Annotated in this window: 16 protein-coding genes; 7 read left to right on the top strand and 9 right to left on the bottom strand. The window is 72.2% G+C overall.

The genetic code is table 11. The annotated features are described in order from the left end of the window. The first annotated feature begins 194 nt into the window (after positions 1-194). Entirely contained in the window at positions 195-395 is a 201-nt protein-coding gene (locus ABZS51_RS03735; protein ID WP_355435775.1) for a CsbD family protein, read from the top strand. A 66-nt stretch (positions 396-461) separates the two neighbouring features. Here the strand turns inward: ABZS51_RS03735 and ABZS51_RS03730 are convergent, their stop codons facing one another. The 3 genes from ABZS51_RS03730 to ABZS51_RS03720 form a co-directional block, all read right to left on the bottom strand. After that, a complete protein-coding gene (locus tag ABZS51_RS03730) occupies positions 462-662 on the bottom strand; it encodes an EF-hand domain-containing protein (protein ID WP_355435772.1) in 201 nt (66 codons plus the stop codon). A 94-nt stretch (positions 663-756) separates the two neighbouring features. Next, a complete protein-coding gene (locus tag ABZS51_RS03725) occupies positions 757-1,506 on the bottom strand; it encodes a YcnI family protein (RefSeq protein WP_355435769.1) in 750 nt (249 codons plus the stop codon). Between the two features lie 49 nt (positions 1,507-1,555). Continuing rightward, entirely contained in the window at positions 1,556-2,179 is a 624-nt protein-coding gene (locus ABZS51_RS03720) for an MFS transporter (RefSeq protein ID WP_355435766.1), read from the bottom strand. A 195-nt stretch (positions 2,180-2,374) separates the two neighbouring features. Here ABZS51_RS03720 and ABZS51_RS03715 point away from each other — a divergent pair, with 195 nt between their 5' ends. Further along, positions 2,375-2,842, top strand: a complete 468-nt coding sequence (locus ABZS51_RS03715) for a hypothetical protein (protein WP_355435763.1) — start codon at positions 2,375-2,377, stop codon at positions 2,840-2,842. 19 nt (positions 2,843-2,861) lie between these two features. On the opposite strand, the gene ABZS51_RS03710 is transcribed toward ABZS51_RS03715, so the two are convergent. The 3 genes from ABZS51_RS03710 to ABZS51_RS03700 are packed head-to-tail and all read right to left on the bottom strand — an operon-like array spanning position 2,862 to position 5,153. Continuing rightward, complete coding sequence (locus ABZS51_RS03710; RefSeq protein ID WP_355435760.1) at positions 2,862-3,638, bottom strand: ATP-binding cassette domain-containing protein; 777 nt, start codon at positions 3,636-3,638, stop codon at positions 2,862-2,864. 2 nt (positions 3,639-3,640) lie between these two features. Beyond that, the gene (locus tag ABZS51_RS03705; protein WP_355435757.1) at positions 3,641-4,429 is read right to left on the bottom strand and encodes an ABC-2 family transporter protein; all 789 of its coding nucleotides are present in this window, start codon (positions 4,427-4,429) and stop codon (positions 3,641-3,643) included. Next, complete coding sequence (locus tag ABZS51_RS03700) at positions 4,422-5,153, bottom strand: ABC-2 family transporter protein (RefSeq protein WP_355435754.1); 732 nt, start codon at positions 5,151-5,153, stop codon at positions 4,422-4,424. Before ABZS51_RS03700 ends, ABZS51_RS03705 begins: the two co-directional genes overlap by 8 nt. A 286-nt stretch (positions 5,154-5,439) precedes the next feature. Here ABZS51_RS03700 and ABZS51_RS03695 point away from each other — a divergent pair, with 286 nt between their 5' ends. Together ABZS51_RS03695 and ABZS51_RS03690 are read left to right on the top strand one after the other, a co-directional pair. Further along, positions 5,440-6,414: an alpha/beta hydrolase gene (locus ABZS51_RS03695; RefSeq protein ID WP_355435751.1), complete on the top strand. Its 975-nt coding sequence runs from the start codon at positions 5,440-5,442 to the stop codon at positions 6,412-6,414. A gap of 75 nt (positions 6,415-6,489) precedes the next feature. Next, complete coding sequence (locus ABZS51_RS03690; protein WP_355435748.1) at positions 6,490-7,323, top strand: siderophore-interacting protein; 834 nt, start codon at positions 6,490-6,492, stop codon at positions 7,321-7,323. Positions 7,324-7,342: 19 nt separating this feature from the next. Here ABZS51_RS03690 and ABZS51_RS03685 read toward each other — a convergent pair whose 3' ends face one another. From ABZS51_RS03685 to aceA, 3 genes are all read right to left on the bottom strand, one after another. After that, positions 7,343-8,518: a hypothetical protein gene (locus ABZS51_RS03685; protein WP_355435745.1), complete on the bottom strand. Its 1,176-nt coding sequence runs from the start codon at positions 8,516-8,518 to the stop codon at positions 7,343-7,345. Then, positions 8,515-9,024, bottom strand: a complete 510-nt coding sequence (locus ABZS51_RS03680; protein ID WP_355435741.1) for a SigE family RNA polymerase sigma factor — start codon at positions 9,022-9,024, stop codon at positions 8,515-8,517. The genes ABZS51_RS03685 and ABZS51_RS03680 overlap by 4 nt, the downstream gene beginning before the upstream one ends. Positions 9,025-9,196: 172 nt before the next feature. Continuing rightward, a complete protein-coding gene (gene aceA / locus ABZS51_RS03675) occupies positions 9,197-10,483 on the bottom strand; it encodes an isocitrate lyase (RefSeq protein WP_355435738.1) in 1,287 nt (428 codons plus the stop codon). Positions 10,484-10,775: 292 nt separating this feature from the next. Here aceA and ABZS51_RS03670 point away from each other — a divergent pair, with 292 nt between their 5' ends. The 3 genes from ABZS51_RS03670 (at position 10,776) to ABZS51_RS03660 (ending at position 14,544) form a co-directional block, all read left to right on the top strand. Further along, the gene (locus tag ABZS51_RS03670; protein WP_310712132.1) at positions 10,776-12,215 is read left to right on the top strand and encodes a helix-turn-helix domain-containing protein; all 1,440 of its coding nucleotides are present in this window, start codon (positions 10,776-10,778) and stop codon (positions 12,213-12,215) included. A gap of 69 nt (positions 12,216-12,284) precedes the next feature. Next, positions 12,285-13,238: a glucosyl-3-phosphoglycerate synthase gene (locus ABZS51_RS03665; RefSeq protein ID WP_355435863.1), complete on the top strand. Its 954-nt coding sequence runs from the start codon at positions 12,285-12,287 to the stop codon at positions 13,236-13,238. 97 nt (positions 13,239-13,335) lie between these two features. Then, entirely contained in the window at positions 13,336-14,544 is a 1,209-nt protein-coding gene (locus tag ABZS51_RS03660) for an acyl-CoA dehydrogenase family protein (protein WP_355435735.1), read from the top strand. The last annotated feature ends 297 nt before the right edge of the window (positions 14,545-14,841 follow it).

Here is a 14,841-nt window from a genome sequence, read left to right as displayed (position 1 = left end):
CTCCGGCCCCCTGACCCGGTGTTTCCGCAGCTTGCGCGCGTACCGGGTGCAAGGTGTGGATGCCCGATAACCATCTGTGTATGGGTGAACGCACCCCGATGTGGGGCACCTCACAGAGGCCGGGAGGTGTTTCCGGGGCCGTCCCCCGGATAGGGGACCCGCGAAAGCGGACGAGACCCGAAGGAGGCACCGACATGGGGACCGACGACAAGATCTCCAACAAGGCGGAGGAACTGAAGGGCCGGGCCAAGGAGAACATCGGCGACGTCACCGACGACGAGCAGCTCCAGGCCGAAGGCCGCGCCGACCAGACCGAGGGCGCGCTCAAGCAGGCCGGCGAGAAGGTGAAGGACGCCGGGAAGAAGGTGAAGGACGCCTTCACCAAGGACACGTGACCGCACCGGTGACCGCGCCCGCGCCGCGGCGCGGACCCCGGGTGGGGCCCGCGCCGCGGGGGCCGGTCACGGCATCAGCCGGATGAACTCCTCCAGCGAGAACCGTCCGTCACCGTCCGCGTCGCCGGTGTCGCGCAGCGCGGGCATCGCCTCGGCCGGCAGCGCCGGGAAGTGGGCCCGGAACTCCGCCTCGGTGATGTAACCGTCGCCGTCGCCGTCGAGCGCCGCGAACTCCTTCTTCAGCCGCGTCAGCCGCTCATCCGTCACGTCTCATCACCTTCCAGTCGGGGCCCGTCGGGGGGCACGTCCACCCCGACAACCTAGCGACCCCGCCGTGCCGGCTCGCGGGCCGCCCTGCCCGTCAGGAGGGGCGGCGGCGCAGGGCGAGGACCGCGACGACGATCCCGACGACGCCCACCAGGAGCCCCGCCCCGCCCAGCAGCCGGGCCGTGCCGTCGGAGGCGGACGACGCCGCCACCGGCTGGGCCGCCACAGAGGGGGCCGAGGCGGGGGCGGCCGCCGGGCTCGCCGCCGGGTCCGCCTTGGCGACGGCCGGGGTGAGCTTCAGCAGCGGCGCCGGGTGCTCCGCCTCAGTGCCGTCCGTCTTGGGGGCGTCGGACCAGTTCACGACCTCGCCGCCCGAGTACGTCTGCTTGGTCGGGAACATGAGCTGATCGACGCCCTCGGGCAGCTTGCCCATGGACACCTCGAACTCCTGGAACTCGCCCTTGGAGATCTTGCCGCCGGACCAGACGACCTTGGAGACGGCCTCGGTCAGGTCGCCGTACTCGGTCTTGACCGGGGCGGGCAGCTTGCTCTCGGTGACCTTGACCGTCCAGCCGGGCACGGGCTTGACCGACACGAACGCCAGCGGGTGGTCGGTGGGGAAGGTGACCTCGACGCGCTCGGTCGAGGCGTCGTCACGCTCGTTCGGCACCCGGAACGCGACCTTGGTGAAGCCGCCCTGCTCGGCGGCGGCGGGGTTGATGGTGACGTGCGCCAGGGCGGGCAGCGCGGTGGCGGCGGTCACGGCGGTGACGGCGGCGAGCACGGTGACGGCGCGGCGCGCCAGCGAACGCCCGGACACGGCGAAGGACATGGTGAACGACATGGTGGATCTCCACGTGAGGATCGGGGGGAATGACAAGGGGGGTCAGAGGTCAGGCGGTGCGTGGAGGACCGCGCCTGGCCAGGCTGTGACGGAGAGCTGGATCAGGGGGGACGACGCGCACCCGCACCACGGGGGGCGCCTGCCGCGTGGACGGCAGCGCCGGGAACGGCCCGGCGAGCAGCGCGCGCCCGAGACGGCGTCCCAGGCCGTCGTGGAGGCGGCGCAGCAGTGACCAGAGCGCGGTCTCGCCGCGCGCCAGCCACCAGCCGGTGACGAGTGTGGCCGTCAGATGGGCGGTCAGCATGCCGGCGTCGACGGCCAGGCCGTGCCCGCTGCCGGGCATGCCGGCGTCGACGGCCAGGCCCGTCCCGCCGGTGGGGGAGCTCGGGAGGTGGACGGTCACGTAGCCGGTGTAGCCGTGGGTGGTGCCCCCGGCGAACAGCTCGTGCAGGCCCGCCTGCGCGGCGGCCAGCGCGAGGTTGACCGTCAGCGGGTGCCGCTCCCTGCCGCCCAGCGCGAGCGCCAGCACGGACACCGCCCCGAGGCCGAGCGCGGCCGTGCCCGGCGCGGGCATCGATCCGCCGCCCGCGGCGTGCGCCAGGGCCGCGAGGACGACGCAGACGGCGGAGAAGACGGCCGTCCGCGCGATCCTGAGGGGAAGGTGGGCGCGCATGAGCGGCCCCATCGTCTCACGGTCCCCCGGCCCTCGCGCAGCCAACACCCATAACGGTCAAGCCATGTCACCCGAGCCGCGCCACCCGAGCCGGGGCCGTCCAGGCCGGTCCCGCCCAAGCCGTGCAATGCGCGTTCGATTTGCGGAGAATGTCGCTAGGGTCGTGCCGATCACGTTGACATAGAGGTGAGAACGTTGCGGCACTTTGCTGGATTACTCCTCGGGGTCGTGGTGACGGCGGCCCTGGTCGGAGGCGGGGGATGGGCGGTCCAGCAGGCGCTGAGCACCGCGCAGCCGCCGGCCGGCCAGAAGCTCTGGATCGCGCTCGGCGCGATGGCCGCACTGGGCCTGGTGATGGGGCTGGTGGTGGCGGGACGGGTCTCGCCGCTGGCGACCTTCCTGCCGTCGATGGCGCTGCTCGCCTGGACGGTCGTGTACGCGCTGGACATGAACCGCGCGCTCTCCTGGATCCCGGCGGAGCCGTCGGTGAACCAGATCGTCCGCGAGGCCGGGCAGGGCGCCAGGACCCTGCTGACGACGGGGATGTTCGCGCTGCTGGGCGTGGCGCTGTTCATCCCGGTGCTGATGCCCTCGCGCTGGGCGCGCCGCTACGACGACGATGACGACGAGTACGAGGAGAGCCCGCAGGGCGGCTACTACTGACGGCCGCCCTGGCGCGCGCTCACACGGACTCGACCGGCGGCGGGACGGCCTCCCCGCTCGTGTAGAGGCGGGTGACGACCTCCTCGATCGTCGCCTGCCCCGGGGCGGTGGCCATGAGGTCGCCGACCGTGCCGTCGAAGGCCAACCGCCCGTGGTCGATGAGCATGACCCGGCGGCAGAGCCGCTCGACGTCGCCGAGGTCGTGCGTGGTCAGCAGCACGGTGGTGCCCCGCTCGGCGTTGACCCGCAGCAGGAACGACCGGATGCCGGCCTTGCTCACCACGTCCAGCCCGATGGTGGGCTCGTCGAGCACCAGGACCTCGGGGCCGTGCAGCAGCGCGGCGGCCAGGTCGCCGCGCATCCGCTGGCCCAGGCTGAGCTGCCGCACGGGCGTTCCCATGAACCCGCCCAGGTCGAGGGTCTCGGTCAACTCGTCCAGCCGCGCGGCGAACAGCTTGCGATCTACTTTGTAAAGGAGCCGGATCAGCTCGAAACTGTCCCGCAGCGGCAGGTCCCACCACAAGGTGGTCCGCTGCCCGAACACCACGCCGATCCGCCGCGCCAGCGCCGTCCGCCTGCGCGACGGGTCGAGCCCGGCGACGCGCACGCTGCCGGAGCTGGGGGTGAGGATGCCGCACAGCATCTTGATCGTGGTGGACTTGCCGGCGCCGTTCGGGCCGAGGCAGCCGACGAACTCGCCCGGCTCGATCCGGAACGACAGGTCGCTCACGGCGTGCACGACGGCGCGCCGCACCTTGAAGGTACGGCCGACGCGGTCCGCCTCGATGATGGGCATGGTCAACTCCCCGTGGATCGATAGTGCCTGAGGCCCTGCCGCCAGGCCAGCCACGCCGGCAGGGTGAGGACGGCGGCGGCGACCGGGCCAAGGAACCGGACGAAGCCGGGCGTGCCGAACGGGTCGTCCCGGTCCAGCACGTACAGGGCGGGCTGCCAGTTGACGAACGCCAGCGGCAGCACGTACGTCACCCCGCGCGCCAGGTCGCGGCCGTACACGCTGAGCGGGTACTGGGTGAGCTGGCCGCCGCCGTAGGTGAAGGCGTTGGCCACCTCGGGGGCGTCGGTGAGGAAGAACTGGGCCGCCCCGCCGAGCGTCCAGATCGCGGCGAAGATGACGACGCCGGTGACGACCATGACGGGGACCATCCACAGCCTCCGGACGTCCACGTCCAGGACGGACAGCGCGTAGCCGAGCACGACCGCCGCCTGGACGACCCGCCCGGCGCGGGTGGGGGCGAAGCGGTCGGTGGCGAGCTGGATCCACGCGCCCACCGGCCGCACCAGCATCGTGTCGAGCGTGCCCGCCCTGATGTGCTGGCTGACCCGGTCCACGCTGCTGACGAACATGTCGCACAGGGCGAACGACAGGCCGGCGCCGCCGTACAGGAAGAGGACCTCGTCGCGGGTGAAGCCGCCCAGCGCGGTGGTGTGGGAGAAGATGACCAGGATGACCGCCACGTCGGTGGCGGTGACGGCCACGCCGAGCACGATCATGAGGGCGAACGAGGCGCGGTAGGCCATGGCGGCGCGGGTCCACGCCCACGCCAGCAGCGCGTACGTCCTAACCACCCTGGATCACCACCCGGTGGCGTACGGCGCGGGTGGCCAGGGCGCCGAGCCCGAGGAGCGCGGCGGCCCACAGCGCCTGGAAGGCGAGGGTGGGCCCGGTCTGGGCCGTGCCGAGGTAGACGTCGGCGGGCGCCTGGGCCATGGCGGCCCACGGCAGGGCCCGCACCACCTCCCCGAGCGTGCCGGGGAACAGCGCGAGGGGCACCATCATGCCGCTGAGCAGCGTGGTCAGCAGCATCGAGCAGACCATGACGCCCCGGTCGTCGGCCAGCCAGCAGACCGACAGGGCGACGAGATAGCGCCAGGCGAAGCTGACGACCACCCCCGCCGTGAGGCAGGCGAGGAAGCCCGCCCACTGCGCGGGGCCCGCCGGAACGGTGATGCCGAACAGGACGGCGCCCGCGACCATCGGCGCGACGCCGCGCACCAGGAGCTGCTGCGCGGCCCGGCCGAGGTCCTCGGCCAGCGTCCAGAGCTGGAGCGGCGCCGGGCGGACGAGGTCGAGCGCGATGTCGCCGCTGCGGATGCGCTCGGGCAGCGTCAGGCCGCCGCCCAGGAGCTGCATCGGCCCGATGAACGCCTGGGTGATGAAGCAGAACGTGACGGCGGTGCTCACGTCGTAGCCGGCCAGGCCGGGCCGGGCCTGCCAGAGCGCGATGAGGATGTAGGCGCGCAGCACGCCGAACACGCTGTTGGTGAAGGCGCCGGCCAGGGCCGCCCCCACGTACGTGGCGTGCTTGCGGAATCCGTACCGGACGAGCCGGGCGTAGAGGGGGAAGGTGACGCACCTCCGGAGAGTGATGGCACGGTGACATGCCGTACCCGGGCCCGCGCGCGGGCCGGCCAGTGGGAGCCCTGGATTATGGTCCGGGCGTCGCCGGCCCCGCAACGGATTTACCGCAGGCCCGGGGCGAGCGATGCGTCCGCGACATGCGCGGGTGAGGGACGAGTTCCTTACTCGTTGGTAGATCGGTGTTCTGCGGGGAAAGGGACTCATCGGAGGACCGATCATGCACATCGACAGGGACGTCGCTCCGGACTATCCCCTCAGCTGGCAGGCGCGCGCGTTCATCGGCCTGATGCGCGGCACGCTCAAGCCGGCGTCCAGTCTGTTCATGCGGCACGCCCTGGCCCTGGACTGCGCCTCCCGCCTGGGCGGGCTGGTCGACCTGCTGCCGCTGCGCCTGCCCGGCCACGTCACGGTCACCCCGGCCGCGTTCTCGGCGTGCGGGGGCGAGTGGGTGCGCGCCGGCGAGGAGGTGGACGAGGCCAAGGTGGTGCTGTACTTCCACGGCGGCGGCTACTTCTCCGGCTCACCGGCGACGCACCGGCCGATCACCTGGCGCCTGTCGCGCGTGGCCCGGCGTCCTGTGCTCGCCCTCGACTACCGTCAGGGCCCGGTGCACCGGCTGGCCGACTCCCTGTCGGACGCGCTCGACGCGTACCGTTGCCTGCTGGAGCAGGGGTACGCCCCGGAGGACGTCATCCTCGCGGGCGACTCCGCCGGCGGGCACCTCACCCTGGCCAGCCTCCTCGCGCTGCGCGACCGGGAGCTGCCCATGCCCGGGGCGGCCGTCTGCCTGTCGCCGTGGGCCGACCTGACGGACTTTCCGCGCCGGGTCAACGCCTGGCAGGACCCGATGCTGCCGGCCGGCCGGGTGCGCTGGCTCGCCCGCCGCTGGACCTCCGGCCTGGACCCGCTCGATCCGCTGGTGTCGCCGGTGCTGGGCGACTTCGCCGGGCTGCCCCCGTTGATGATCCTGACGGGTTCGACGGAGGTGCTGCGCGACGAGGCCCGCCGCGTCGCCGTCCGCGCGCGGCAGGCGGGGGTGCCGGTGCGCTACGAGGAGTGGCGGCGGATGCCGCACTGCTTCCCGCTGCTGGCGGACGTGGTGCCGGAGGCGCGGCTGGCGTTCCGCCACATGGGGGAGTTCCTGTCGGCCGTGGGCGCATCCTCGGCCCGGGACGAGGGGGCCGCAGCCTGACCCTTGCGTAGGGCCGCGTCACTGGGGTAGTCGGTGTAAGTTAGGCTTCCCTAAGTAGAGCGGAAGGGTTGGTGTATGTCCGGCAAGCCCAGGGACCACCATCGCGGCGTCGTCCTGCGCACCGAGCGGCTCACCCCGCACATGATCCGCGTCGTGGTGGGCGGTGACGGCCTGAGCGACTTCGCCACGTCCGGGCTCACCGACCACTACGTCAAGCTGGTCTTCCCGCACGAGGGCGTCGACTATCCCGAGCCCTTCAGCGTCCAGAACGTCCGCGAGACCATGCCCCGCGAGCTGTGGCCCCGGCTGCGCAGCTACACCGTGCGCTCCTGGGACGCCGAAACGCGCGAGCTGACGATCGACTTCGTCCACCACGGCGACAAGGGCCTGGCGGGCCCGTGGGCCGCCCGGGCCGTGCCCGGCGACGAGCTGCTCATGCTGGGTCCGGGCGGCGGCTACGTGCCCGACCCGGCGGCCGGCTGGCACCTGTTCGCCGGTGACGAGAGCGCGCTGCCCGCGATCGCCGCCTCGGTGGAGGCGCTGCCCGCGGGCGCTCTGGCGTACGTGCTGCTCGAGGTGGACGGCCCGGCCGAGGAGCAGAAGATCGAGACCGTGGCCGACGCCCACGTCACCTGGCTGTACCGCGACGGCAGGCCCGTCGGCGAGGCGCTGGTGCAGGCGTTGTGCGAGCTGGAGTTCCCGGAGGGCGACGTGCACGCGTTCGTCCACGGGGAGGCCGGCTTCGTCCGGCGGCTGCGCCACCACCTGCGCATCGAGCGGAGGGTGCCGCTGGAGCGGCTGTCCATCTCCGGCTACTGGCGCTCCGGCGTGGACGACGAGGCGTGGCGGGCGGTCAAGAAGGAGTGGAACCGGCAGATCGAGGCCGAGGAGGCGGCCGCCCTGGGCTGACCGCCTCCCCGTGCCCCGGTCACGGGATCTTGGTGAGGTCCACGACGTACATCCGGTTCCCGACGGTGTAGGAGAGCAGCCGCTGATCGTCCCGCAGCACGGGAATGGTCACCACCCCTTCCATGGTGCGTTGGGGCCCGAGGTCGGCGGTTCTTCCGTTCTTCCTGTCGTGCAGGACGACTCTGATCAGTTCCTTGTCCGCTCCCTGGACCGCCTCGGTGCAGAAGCGGCCGGGTGCCCCCGTCGGCATGGGCCGCGCGCACGGGTCCGGTCTCTCGCCGGAGCCGTCACGCAGTCTCACGAAGGCGGCGCCACGCGCGGGCCGGCCTGTGCACATCTCCCGCCCGCACTGGACCAGCTCCTCTCCCGGCCGGGTGAACGCGGTGCTCGTCCGGCCCGTCTCCACGTTGCGGATGGAGCCGAACATCGGCTCGCCGTCGAGGCTCGGCTGTCCCGGCGTGCCGATCCACGGCCACACCAGCAGGTGAGCGTCCTCCCCGCCCTTGACGGGCTCCACCGTTCCGCCCCCGAGAGGAACGGTGAACACCCCGCCCGACTCCACCGAGACCACGATCCGGTCGCCGACCACGGTCAGGCCGTCGAAGCCACCGTCGTCCACGGGGAAAGTCGCCACCACCTCGGCCCGGCCGCCCGACAGGGGCGCCGACCACACCTGCCCGCGGCCGTTGTCCAGCGCCGCCCACCACACCACCCGGCCGCCGCCCGCCACGAAGCCGCCGGGGTAGTTCACGGTCCTCTTCGGCATCGGCACATCGGCGATCTTGCGCGTGTCATGGGTGTCCAGGTCGTAGGCGTAGACCGCGTCCGCCGCCGGAGTGTCCGGCGCCACCAGGAGCGTCCGCTCGTCGATGAACTGGTACGGGTGGAAGGCCCGGCCGTCCGGCAGGCCGGCCGGGATCTCGCGGACCGCCTGGGGCCACACCTTCTCGATCGGGGCCGGCAGGTCAGCGGTGGGCGGGGTGGCGGGCAGCGCCCGCGTGGTCCCGCCGTTCAGGGCGAACGTCGTCCCGCCCACCAGCACCACGACCGCCGTCGCGGCCAGCGCCGCCCGGGTCCGGTTGCGGCGCCTGCGGAAGCGGGTCTCGACCGTGCCGGCCAGCGTGCCGGGTGCGTGCGGCGCCCGGTCGGCCGCCCCGGCGAGCGTCCTGCGCAGGGTCTCCTCGAGGTCGTTCATCGAGCCTCTCCTCGGTTGCTGCGGACGGGGGTCTCCTGCGGCAGCGTGCTGCGGAGCTTGGCCAGGGCGCGGGCGGCCTGGCTGCGTACGGTGCCGCGCGAGACGCCTAGGACGGCCGCGATCTCCTCGTCGGTGAGCTGCTCGTAGTAGCGCAGCACGAGGACCGCCCGCTGACGGCGCGGAAGTCCGGCCAGCGCGTGCCACAGCCGCTGCTCGTCCCCGCTGGGCAGCGTGTCGTGGTGCGCACGTTCGGGCGGGTCCCAGGCGAGGTGCTCGCGCCGCCGTGACCGCCAGGCGCGGATGTGCAGCCTGGCCATCGTGGTGCGCGCGTAACTCTCCGGGTTGTCCTTCAGCCGCACCCGCGCCCAGGAGCCGCGCAGCTTGACCAGCGCCTCCTGCACCAGATCGGCGGCGTCGTGCGGGTTCCCGGCGAGCACGTATCCGTAGCGCAGCAGCGCGTCGCCGCGTTCGGCGACGAACTCCGCGAAACGGGAGTCTTGGTCCACGTGCGTCAGCCCTTCGTCGTCTTGGTCACCTCCCAGAGGCGCCGGGCGCGGAAACTGTTGCACGCGAAAGGGCCGCGCCGATCCGGGGGGAGATCGGCGCGGCCCTTGGTGTCGCCGGGGGAACCCTTCCATGCCCTGAAGGTGGCCGGCGAGCCTTGGAGGCCCGTGGAGGTCAGTGGGCCGGGACGAACTGCTCCTCTTCCGTCGAGCCCTTGAGCGCGGTCGTCGAGGAGTCGGGCGCGACCGCGGTGCTGACCAGGTCGAAGTAGCCGGTGCCGACCTCGCGCTGGTGCCGGGTGGCGGTGTAGCCGCGCGCCTCGGCGGCGAACTCCGCCTCCTGGAGGTCCACGTACGCCGTCATGCCGCCGGCGGCGTACCCCTGGGCCAGGTCGTACATCGAGTAGTTCAGCGAGTGGAAGCCCGCGAGCGTGATGAACTGGAACTTGTACCCCATGTGGCCCAGCTCCTTCTGGAACCTGGCGATCGTGGAGTCGTCGAGGTGCTTCTTCCAGTTGAACGACGGGGAGCAGTTGTAGGCGAGCATCTGGTCCGGGTACTCCGCCTTGATCGCCTCGGCGAACTCGCGGGCCACGTCGAGGTCCGGTGTGCCGGTCTCCATCCACAGCAGGTCGGAGTGCGGCGCGTAGGCCAGGCCGCGGGCGATGCACGCCTGGACGCCGTTGCGCACCCGGTAGAAGCCCTCGGGGGTGCGCTCGCCGGTGGTGAAGCGCTGGTCGCGGGGGTCCACGTCGCTGGTCAGGAGCGTCGCGGCCTGGGCGTCGGTCCGCGCGATGATCAGGGACGGGACGCCGGCCACGTCGGCGGCGAGCCGGGCGGCGTTGAGCGTCTTGATGTGCTGGCCGGTCGGGATGAGCACCTTGCCGCCGAGGTGACCGCACTTCTTCTCGGAGGCGAGCTGGTCCTCCCAGTGCACGCCCGCGGCGCCGGCGGCGATCATGCCCTTCATCAGCTCGAAGGCGTTCAGCACGCCGCCGAAGCCGGCCTCGGCGTCGGCCACGATGGGCGCCAGCCAGTCCCGCTGCTCGCCCTCGGACCAGCTGATCTGGTCGGCGCGCAGCAGGGCGTTGTTGATGCGCCGCACGACGGCCGGCACCGAGTTGGCCGGGTACAGGCTCTGGTCCGGGTACGTCTGGCCGCCGAGGTTGGCGTCGGCGGCGACCTGCCAGCCGGACAGGTAGATGGCCTGCAGTCCCGCCCGCACCTGCTGGACGGCCTGGTTGCCGGTCAGCGCGCCGAGCGCGTGCACGTAGTCCGTGGTGTGCAGCAGCCGCCACAGCCGCTCGGCGCCGAGCCGGGCCAGCGTGTGCTCCTCCTGGACGCTGCCGCGCAACCTGATCACGTCCTCGGCGCTGTAGGTGCGCTCGACGCCCTCCCACCGAGGGTCGTTCTCCCACTCTTCACGCAGCTGCTCCGCAGCTCCCTTGAGGCGATCGTTCATGTGTGCACTCCTTTGTCGTCCCCTGGGGCCTGTCACGAGTGTGTGCCCCGGAAACGCCCGATCGACAGGCCTAACCACTCAGAAGAACGTCGAATCTTCTGCTTACAGTGAATACCGGCGGGTATTCAATAGAGAAGAAATCGCGAGTTTTCCCGTTGGACTAGACCAATCGCGGGTGCCGGGCCTGGTCGCGCCGGCGCTTCCGGCAAGATCGCGAAGGAGCTAGAAAATGGGCCGAAATTCTGTCTAAGATGCCGACATGGCCTCCTTGGTAGGGGAAGAACCGCTGCTTTTGACGCAGGAGCTGGATCTCATCGCCTTCGGCCAGCGCCTACGCCACCTGCGCAAACAGCGCGGGCTCACCCTGTCCGACCTCGGTGCGCGCGTCAGCCGGGCGCCGAGCCAGCTCTCCCTGCTGGAGAACGGCAAGCGGGAGCCCAAGCTGTCCCTGCTCAAGGCGCTCGCCGCCGCGCTCGGCGTACCCATCGAGGAGCTGCTGCGCCGCCAGCCGCCCAACCGGCGCGCCCAGCTGGAGATCGCCCTGGAGGAGGCCCAGCGCGACCCCATCTACGCGGCGCTCGGCCTGCCCCGGCTCAAGGTGTCCGCGCGCGTCCCCAACGACGTGCTGGAGCACATCCTCGGCCTGTACGGCGAGCTGCGCGCACGGCAGGCGCGCGGCACCGCCACGCCCGAGGAGGCCAGGGCCGCCAACGCCGAGCTGCGACGCCGCCAGCGCGAGCTGGGCAACTACTTCCCCGAGATCGAGAACGCCGCCGCCGAGGCCCTGGCCGCCGTCGGCTACCGTACGGGCGCCCTGTCCCAGAGCATGATCCAGAGCCTGGTCACGCACTTCGGCTACACCGTGCACACCGCGCAGGACCTGCCCCGGTCGGTGCGCTCCATCACCGACCTGCGCAATCGCCGCATCTACGTCAAGCACGAGCAGCTCGGCATGCACACCCCGCGCACGATCCTGCTGCAGACGCTCGGCCACCTCGCCCTCGGCCACGGCAAGCCCCGCGACTTCGCCGACTTCCTGCGCCAGCGCACCGAGGCCAACTACTTCGCCGCCGCCGTGCTCGTCCCCGAGAAGGCCGCCGCCGTCTACCTCCAGGAGGCCAAGGCCGACCGGGCGCTGTCGGTGGAGGACCTGCGCGACGTGTTCGCCGTGTCGTACGAGATGGCCGCCCACCGCTTCACCAACCTCGCCACCCATCACCTCGACCTGGTCTGCCACTTCGTCCGCAACGACGCCGGCGGCACCATCTACAAGGCGTACGAGAACGACGGCATCGTCTTCCCCGCCGACGAGCAGGGCGCGATCGAGGGCCAGCGGATGTGCCTGCAGTGGTCGGGACGCCAGGTGTTCACCTCGCCGGACCGCTTCTCCGTCTTCTACCAGTACTCCGACTCGCCGACCGGCACGTACTTCTGCGTCGCCCACGTCGACCCGTCGCGCGAGCGGGACTTCGCGATCACGCTGGGCGTGCCGTTCCGGGAGTCGCGGTGGTTCCGCGGCCGGGAGACCACCAACCGCACCCGCAGCCACTGCCCCACCGGCGACTGCTGCCGCCGTCCGCCCGCCGACCTGGCCGAGCGCTGGGAGGGGTACGCCTGGCCGTCGGCGCGCGCCAACTCCCACGTGCTGGCGGCGCTGCCGCCCGGCTCGTTCCCCGGCGTGGACGAGGCCGACGTCTACACCTTCCTCGAACGGCACGCGGCCACAACCTGACCGGGTGGTCACGGGGCGTGCGGGGGGACACCCTAAGCTTGGGCCATGGGGTGGACGGGGGAGGAGTGTGTGCTGCCTGAGGTGCGCGCCTGGTCGCGCCGTCGCACCTCACGGACGGCGGACTGGCCGGCGCGCATGCTGGCCGAGGCCAAGGGCGGCACCACGATCAGCGTGGTGCTCCCGGCGCGCGACGAGCGTGAGACCGTCGGCGACATCGTCCGGGTGATCCGCGGTGAGCTGGCCGGTCTGGTGGACGAGGTCGTGGTCATCGACTCGCGCTCCACCGACGACACGGCGGCCGTCGCCGCCCGCGCCGGCGCCCGCGTCCACGCGCAGGACGACATCCTGCCCCACCTCGAACCGCTCGGCGGCAAGGGCGAGGCGCTGTGGAAGTCGCTGGCGGTCACGGAGGGTGACATCCTCGCGTTCGTGGACGCCGACATCCGCAACTTCCGGCCGGAGCTGGTGACCGGCCTGCTCGGCCCGTTGCTGTACGACCCCGGCGTCGTCTACGTCAAGGGCTGTTACGACCGGCCGCTCAGCGGGGCGCCGACGGGCGGCGGGCGCGTCACCGAGCTGGTCGCCCGCCCGCTCATCAACCTGCACTGGCCGGAGCTGGCCGGGTTCGTCCAGCCGCTGGCGGGCGAGTACGCGGGCCGGCGCTCCGTGCTGGAGCGGGTGCCGTTCATCACCGGCTACGGGGTGGAGCTCGGGCTGCTCGTGGACCTGGCGGAGCTGGCCGGGCTGGACGCGCTGGCCCAGGTCGATCTGGGCGTGCGGGAGCACTCGCACCAGTCCACCGAGGCGCTCGGGGCGATGGCCGCGCAGATCATGCTGGCCGCCTGGTCCCGGCTGGAGCGCCAGGGCAAGATCCAGGCGTTCCAGCGGCCCGGGGTGCGGCTGACGCAGTTCAGGCGGGGCGAGGCCGGCCATGAGGCGTTCGCCACGGACGTGTCCATCGCCGAGCGCCCGCCGATGAGCACCGTGCGCGCGGCCTGGCCCGGAAGGGCTACTGGCCGGTAAGGTATGGCCGCGGTAGACCCGGCGGGGAGTCCGGGGCGCCCCGGTGCGCGCCCGTTCTCCGGCCGGTGCGGTCTCGGGTCCTTCTCAGGGAGCGTGCATGGGCGGGTTCGATCTGGAGCTCGGCGACGACGTCATCGAGGTGCGCGACTGGGTGCACGCGTTCGCCCGCGACGTGATCCGCCCGGCGGGCGCCGAGTGGGACGAACGCGAGGAGACGCCCTGGCCGATCCTCCAGGAAGCCGCCAAGATCGGGCTGTACTCGCTCGACTTCTTCGCCACACAGTCGTTCGAGGAGAGCGGCCTGGCGCTGCCCGTGGCGTTCGAGGAGATCTTCTGGGGCGACGCCGGCATCGGGCTGTCCATCGTCGGCACCGGCCTGGCCGCCGCCGCGCTGTCCGCCAACGGCACGCCGGAGCAGCTGGGCGAGTGGCTGCCGCAGATGTTCGGCACCGCGAACGACGTCAAGCTCGGCGCTTTCTGCGCTTCCGAGCCCGACGCCGGGTCCGACGTCGGCGCCATCCGCACCCGCGCCGTGTACGAAAACGGCGACTGGGTGCTCGACGGCGTCAAGACGTGGGCCACCAACGGCGGCATCGCCGACGTCCACGTGGTCGTCGCCTCCGTGGACCCGGATCTCGGCACCCGCGGCCAGGCCAGCTTCGTCATCCCGCCGGGCACGCCGGGCCTGTCCATGGGGCAGAAGTTCAGGAAGCACGGCATCCGCGCCTCCCACACGGCCGAGGTGGTGCTGGACGGCGTCCGCGTGCCCGGCTCGTGCCTGCTCGGCGGCAAGGAGAAGCTCGACGCCCGGCTGGCCCGGGTCCGCGGCGGCGAACGCGCCGGGGAGCAGGCCGCGATGCGCACCTTCGAGACCACCCGCCCGTCGGTCGCCGCGATGGCGGTCGGCATCGCCCGCGCCGCCTTCGAGTACGCCCGCGACTACGCCCGCGAGCGGGAGCAGTTCGGCCGCAAGATCGGCGAGAACCAGGCCATCGCGTTCCTGCTGGCGGAGATGGCGACGCGGGTCGACGTGGCCCGCCTGCTCACCTGGCGCGCCGCCTGGATGGCCCGCACCGGCAAGCGCTTCGGCCAGGCGGAGGGCTCGATGTCGAAGCTCGTGGCCGGGGAGACGGCGGTCTGGGTGACGGAACAGGCCATCCAGATCCTGGGTGGGGCGGGGTACACGCGGGAGCACCCGGTGGAGCGCTTCCACCGTGACGCCAAGATCTACACCATCTTCGAGGGCACGAGCGAGATCCAGCGGTTGATCATCGGCCGCGCGATCACCGGCCTGCCCATTCGCTGAGCGCGGGATCCGCCGGATGGCGGTCCGGACTGCGCCGCTGGAGGTGTTGGCTCTCCACCGGCGCGTTCTCGCCCTTTTGGCAGGGACGTTCACCCGGAGGTGTTCCCACCGAGCGCAGGGCACGGGCACATCTCGGCGGTGACGGCTCCGCGGGCCTTCCTCGATCTCCGGACTCGGCATGGCCCTGGGGACACCGCTTCCGAACATCTGCGGACCTTCGTCGGGACCTGCCTCACCGGCGGCATCGGCGGCACCGGCGAGGACGGTGCCCGCTTCCGAAGCTGACTTCGCGTTCTC

This window comes from Nonomuraea sp. NPDC005501, assembly GCF_040605905.1.
In the GTDB taxonomy this organism is placed as follows: domain Bacteria; phylum Actinomycetota; class Actinomycetes; order Streptosporangiales; family Streptosporangiaceae; genus Nonomuraea.
The sequence above is the reverse complement of the archived record's forward strand: the minus strand, read 5'-3'. Positions and strand labels throughout refer to the sequence as shown.